The 5,680-nt window shown below is 63.0% G+C and carries 5 protein-coding genes and 3 pseudogenes; 4 read left to right on the top strand and 4 right to left on the bottom strand.

The features are described from left to right. Window positions 1-854: iron-containing alcohol dehydrogenase (locus EOA29_RS23045; RefSeq protein WP_127221599.1), on the bottom strand; the 854-nt coding region annotated here is incomplete at its 3' end. Between the two features lie 226 nt (window positions 855-1,080). Between EOA29_RS23045 and EOA29_RS23040 the strand changes: the two genes are divergently transcribed. The 4 genes and pseudogenes from EOA29_RS23040 (at window position 1,081) to EOA29_RS23025 (ending at window position 2,908) form a co-directional block, all read left to right on the top strand. After that, window positions 1,081-1,779: a GntR family transcriptional regulator gene (locus tag EOA29_RS23040; protein WP_126090779.1), complete on the top strand. Its 699-nt coding sequence runs from the start codon at window positions 1,081-1,083 to the stop codon at window positions 1,777-1,779. A gap of 8 nt (window positions 1,780-1,787) precedes the next feature. Further along, window positions 1,788-2,006: pseudogene (locus tag EOA29_RS23035) on the top strand (ATP-binding cassette domain-containing protein); the annotation flags it as partial. Window positions 2,007-2,010: 4 nt separating this feature from the next. Continuing rightward, window positions 2,011-2,241 (top strand): annotated as a pseudogene (locus EOA29_RS23030) (ABC transporter substrate-binding protein); the annotation flags it as partial. A 73-nt stretch (window positions 2,242-2,314) separates the two neighbouring features. Beyond that, complete coding sequence (locus EOA29_RS23025) at window positions 2,315-2,908, top strand: DJ-1/PfpI family protein (protein ID WP_126090778.1); 594 nt, start codon at window positions 2,315-2,317, stop codon at window positions 2,906-2,908. Window positions 2,909-3,258: 350 nt separating this feature from the next. On the opposite strand, the gene EOA29_RS23020 is transcribed toward EOA29_RS23025, so the two are convergent. The 3 genes and pseudogenes from EOA29_RS23020 to EOA29_RS23010 form a co-directional block, all read right to left on the bottom strand. Then, on the bottom strand, window positions 3,259-4,170 hold the full coding sequence (locus EOA29_RS23020; RefSeq protein WP_126090777.1) for an ABC transporter permease: 912 nt from the start codon (window positions 4,168-4,170) through the stop codon (window positions 3,259-3,261). Next, a complete protein-coding gene (locus EOA29_RS23015; RefSeq protein WP_126090776.1) occupies window positions 4,167-5,267 on the bottom strand; it encodes an ABC transporter permease in 1,101 nt (366 codons plus the stop codon). The genes EOA29_RS23020 and EOA29_RS23015 overlap by 4 nt, the downstream gene beginning before the upstream one ends. Then, window positions 5,264-5,680, bottom strand: a pseudogene (locus tag EOA29_RS23010) (ABC transporter ATP-binding protein); the annotation flags it as partial. The pseudogene EOA29_RS23010 and the gene EOA29_RS23015, both read right to left, overlap by 4 nt.

Here is a 5,680-nt window from a genome sequence, read left to right as displayed (position 1 = left end):
CCGACGGGATATTCCACCGCAGGGGGGGCGGGGGTTCCCGCCGTACCGAAGGCGCAGCCCGCGGCCAACGCGCCCATCATGACATCGGCGCGTGCATTCTCGTTCGACCCGTCACGATAGGCTGCTTCGAGGCTGCGGCCCAAAAGTCTGATTGCCAAAAGGGCGAAATGATCGGTCAGCACGCTCTTGCCGACGAAGACATGTCGTTGCGGCAGATCGGCATCGGCGTAGCGTCTTGCCGCGGTGAAGGCCTCGATCGCATGCGTCAGCGCGTCGGCACCGGCGATGGCTGTCAGGGAAGGGGGGCAGGTCGTCGTCAGATCCGGGTCGCAAAGCGCAACCGCGGCAATGAGGTGGGGGCTGGAAATGCCGACCTTGAGCGTCCGCTCCGGGTCGGAGATCACAGCGACCGGGGTCACCTCGGAGCCGGTGCCGGCCGTGGTCGGCACAGCGATCAGGGGCAGGGTGGGGCCCGGCACCTTGAACTCACCATAGTAGTCCTGGAGCTTGCCGCCATGGCTGAGCAGCAGCCCGGCGCATTTGGCCATGTCGAGGCAACTGCCGCCCCCAACCCCGATCACCATGTCCGGCTTGAAGCCTTTTGCTTCCGCGACACAGGCGCCGACGCTGTCGCGAGGCACGTCAGGCAAGGTCCGGTCGTGGACGAGTGTGTCGACCCCGGCAGTTTTCAATCCATCGAGGATTTCGACGAACTCTGACGTCTTGGCGAGGCGTTCGTCGGTGCAGATGAATGCGCGCCGGCCATATCGATCGGCAATGGCAGGCAGCGCATGGCGCTGGCCTTTACCAAAGAGAATTTCGCGCGGCAGGCGCGCGGCTGCAAACAAGGTCATGGACTGAGATCTTTCAAAACAAACCGATTGGCCAAGTGCCGCGATCGTCGCCGAGCCTGACTTGCGGGTCCCAGGGTTCAGCTTTCTTGCCGGTCCTGGCCGCCAGGCGCGGCCATAAAGGGTTCCCTAGCTCATTTGTTCGTATCCTCTATAAAATCGTATAGGATATAGTATTGAATTGACCGGAGCATCATGTTAGGGCTCGCTCCTGTCAAGAGGCAAAACGATGCAAGACCCCGATCTGACCGTCGACAACGAAGCTCGCTCTAGCGGCCGCATCCAGCGCGCCAACAGCTTGGCGGGCGATGTTTACGAAGCAATTTTTGCACAACTGATGTCGCTGAAGATTCCGCCGGGATCTCGGATTACCGTGGACAATCTTGTCAGGGAATTCGACGTTTCACACACGCCCATCCGCGAAGCGCTCGGTCGTCTGGAAGGCGAGGGCCTGGTCGTAAAAACTCACTTGATCGGCTATCGCGCCGCCCCGCAAATTACTCGGCGCCGGTTCGACGAGCTTTATGAATTGCGTCTTCTGCTCGAGCCCGCCGCCGCGGCCAAGGCCACGGCAACGCTTGACGAGGGGCGCCTCGCAGCTCTGCAGGAGGCGGCCGGCGTAATGGCCCGGCGGGTGGGTAAAGACGAGCGCCTCCGCTATTCCAACTTTGCGCGGCAAGACGCGATCTTTCACGACAAGATCATGGAGTTCGCGCAGAACGAGCTCATCCGCGAGACACTGAACCACCAGCATACCCATTTCCACATCTTCCGCCTGATGTACCACTCGCGCGTCACCGAAGAAGCGTTGGACGAGCACGAGGCCATTCTCGCCGCCTTCGCTGCCGGCGATGCGAGCGGCGCCGCCCATGCGATGCGCATCCACATCGAGAATTCGCGGGACCGACTCCTGCCTGCCTTCGAGTGACCGCTGCTATGTCCATTGCCGCTCGCATTGACAGAGATCGCGCTGTTGCGCCGGTCACCGCCCAGCCGGTCGCGCCCGTGCTGCGCGCCGAAAGCGTTTCCAAGCAGTATGTCGCCGTCACCGTGTTGTCGGATGTCACGCTCGATATCCTGCCCGGCGAGATCCATGCGATCATCGGCGAGAACGGGGCCGGCAAGTCGACGTTCATGCGGCTGCTTTCCGGCTACATCGCTGGCGCTCGGCGGCAACGGGATGAAGGACATCGTCAAGAAGGTGATCGACGGCGAAGCCATGACACCGGTCGAGACACCTTACCCGCCTTCGATGATCAAGACCGCCATCTACATGACAGTGGCGAACCTGATCGGCCAGGCGCCGGTCCGCGGCCACGTCAAGCTCGATGCGCCGCTCATCACCCAGGCCAACGCCAAGGAATACTACTTCCCGGATTCTTCCTTCTGACAATCGGCAAATCCAATTTGCGACAGCCAAGGCGCGACAGGGCCTTGGCATTTCAAAATCGAAAGGACAAGTCATGCCAGCCAAGAAGATTCTGATGCTGACCGGTGAGTTCACCGAGGAATACGAAATCTTTGTCTATCAGCAGGCGATGGAAGCCGTCGGTCACACCGTCCACGTCGTTTGCCCCGACAAGAATGCCGGCGACCTGATCAAGACCTCGCTGCACGATTTCGAGGGTGACCAGACCTACACCGAGAAGCTTGGTCACTATGCTCTGATCAACAAGACGTTCGCCGACGCGGAGAAACAGCTCGACCAGTACGATGCCGTCTATTGCGCCGGCGGCCGCGGACCGGAATACATCCGCACGGACAGGCGCATCCAGGCAATGGTGCGCCATTTCCACGAAACGAAGAAACCGATCTTCACTATCTGCCACGGCGTGCAGATCCTGATCGCGGTCGATGGTGTCGTACGCGGCAAGAAGGTAGGCGCGCTGGCGGCCTGCGAACCGGAAGTGACGCTCGCCGGCGGCACCTATATCGATCTATCTCCGACGGAGGCCTATGTCGACGGCACAATGGTCTCGGCCAAAGGCTGGACGGCGCTCGCAGCCTTCATCCGGGAATGCCTGAAGGTGCTCGGCACGGAAATCCGGCACGGCTAGCAGACGGCGCACTTCTCCTTCAAGATCGGTCACCGCGCTTTCGTATCGAACGCGATGGATCTTCGCCGGGAGCACCGTCTCCTAGCTGCCAACCGCTTCGAACCGTTGCTCAAACTCGCGACGCGGTTCGCGGCGAAGTTCCGCTGCCCGCAATCGGCGTTGGTGCGGTGCGTTCATCGTTTTTGAAGCCGGCACCTCTGCCGGCCTGCCGGCAGGATTGGCCCGGGATCAGCTCGGCATTTTAAGGCATGGTCTTGAGGATTGCGTGCAGCCCTTCATGCCCCAATTTAGGGACGGTCCGATCTGCGCTCAGATGTCGGGTTATTGCGCGCCCGGGCGGCGAGCGAACACTATTGTTCGAAAGGCTCTCCCAGCGAAGCCACGCCGTTGAGCTTGAGCAAACGCCGGTTCGAAGAAATGATGCCCAGCACGACGATTGTCACGAGATAAGGTAGGCTCGATAGAAGTTGCGAAGAAACGTCGAGCCCAGTTGTCTGGGCCGCGAGGCTTGCGAGGGACACGGCGCCGAAGAGGCAAGCACCGAGGAAGATACGGCTGGTAAGCCAGGTGCCGAAGACCACGAGCGCGATCGCGATCCAGCCGCGCCCGGCGATCATGCCATCGGCCCAGAGCGGAGTGTAGACCACGGCCGCGTAGGCACCGGCGAAACCCGCCAACGCGCCGCCGAAAGCGACCGCGGCGAAACGCACTGCGATTACCGGATAGCCTAGCGCACGGGCCGCCTTGGGATTCTCGCCGACGGCGCGCACGACAAGGCCGGTCTTGGTGTAGGCGAATATCGCCCAGATGGCGACGGTCGCAGCAAGCGAGAGCCACACGACGACGTCCTCGACGAACAGGCCGCCGATGACCGGGATATCTGAAAGCCAGGGCAATGAAAGCTTCGGTAGGCCTTTGACCGTGAGGCTCTCATAGCTCTTGCCGAACAGTGCCGAGAGGCCCTGGCCGAGTATGCCGATGGCGAGACCCACCGCGACCTGGTTGGCGCGGAACCCCAGCGCGATGACGGCAAAGACAAGGGAAAGAGCCGTGCTGGCGAGGCCCGCGGCGACGAAACCAAGGAGGTGGCCGCCGCCGTGATAGACGATGATGAAGGCGATGACCGCCCCCAGGGCCATCAGTCCCTCCACGCCGAGATTGAGGACGCCGGCCCGCTCGGCCACCATTTCGCCCAGCGCGGCCAAAAGGAACGGCGTGGCCGCCGCCAGCATTCCGGCGACGATGAACTCGAGGGCATTCATGGAGCGCTTCCGTGGGCGGCATGGCGCCATTCGAGCCGGTAGCGGACGAAGGCGATGGCGACGAGATAGGCGAGCAGCAGGCTGCCCTGGAAGACCCGGACCGCGGCGACGGGCAGGTTTGCCGAGACCATGGCGTTGTCGCCGCCGATATAGAGGGCCGCCATGAGCAGCGCGGAAAAAACGATGCCTATCGGGTGGAGGCCACCCAGATAGGCAACGATGATGGCCGCATAGCCGTAGCCGGTCGAGATGGAGCGCTGCAACTGGCCGAGCGGCCCCGCCACCTCGGCCGCCCCGGCGAGGCCTGCCGCGAAGCCGCCGATGAGGAGGGAAAGCCAGATCGCGCGTCCTTCGTTGAAGCCGGCGTATCCGGCCGCGCGCGGCGCAAGGCCGCCGACCTGCAGCTTGTAGCCAGCGAAACTCCTCTGCATGAAGACCCAGGCCGCAAGGGAGAACGCGAAGGCGATAAGCAGCGAGACGTTGACGCGGGTGCCGGGGATCAGGATCGGCACCATCGCGTCGTACTGGAACATCACCGACTGCGGGAAGTTGAAGCCGGCCGGGTCCTTCCAGGGGCCGAGAAGCAGATAGTTGAGCACCTGCGCGGCAACGAGCGCCAGCATGAGCGAAACGAGAATTTCGTTTGCGTTGAGCCGCACGCGCCAGAACGCTGTGAGCGAGGCCCAAAGCGCGCCGCCCAGTGCGCCGAGGACGAGCATGGCGGGCCAGATCCACTGGCCCGTCGCCTGCGGGAGCCAAATGGGAACGGCCGATGCGAAGATCGCGCCGAGGATGAACTGACCTTCGGCGCCGATGTTGAAGACCTTTGCGCGAAAGCCGATGGCAAGCCCCTGCGCGATCAGCAGCAGCGGCCCCATCTTCAGCAGGACTTCCGAGAAGGAGGCCCAGGACAGGAAAGGCTCCAGAAGCATCGCGTGGAAAACAGCGGCCGGATCTCGGCCCATCAGGAGGTAGAGCGCGAGATTGAGCAGCGTCGCCAGGCCGAGCGCGGCGGGCGGGGCGACCAGCTTGATTGCAAGCGAGGCGTGCTCCCGGCGAACCAGAACGGGAAGGAACGGCCGAAACAGAGCGCTCATGCGGGGACCTTTTCGGCCGTCGAATGCGCGCCGATCATGTAGCGGCCGATCTCCTCGGGTCTGGTGTCGCGCGTCACCAGCGGCGGGCTCAGCCGGCCCTGATGGATCACCTGGATCGAATCGCAGAGCTCGAACAGTTCCTCGAGTTCCTCCGAGATGACGAGGATGGCCATGCCTTCGTTGCGCAGCGCGACAAGGCGCCGGCGGATGGCGGATGCGGCGCCGATATCCACGCCCCAGGTGGGCTGCGCCACGAACAGCAATTTCGGGGACAGCATGATCTCGCGGCCTATGATGAACTTCTGCAGATTGCCCCCCGAAAGCGCCCCGGCCTCCGTTTCGGAACCCGGCGTGCGCACGTCGTATTGCCGGATGCAGTCCTCCGTGAAAGCCTTGGCGCGGGCCGTGTCGAC

The organism is Mesorhizobium sp. M1E.F.Ca.ET.063.01.1.1 (assembly GCF_003998155.1).
Classification (GTDB): Bacteria; Pseudomonadota; Alphaproteobacteria; order Rhizobiales; family Rhizobiaceae; genus Mesorhizobium.
This window is presented reverse-complemented; position numbering and strand designations above follow the sequence as displayed.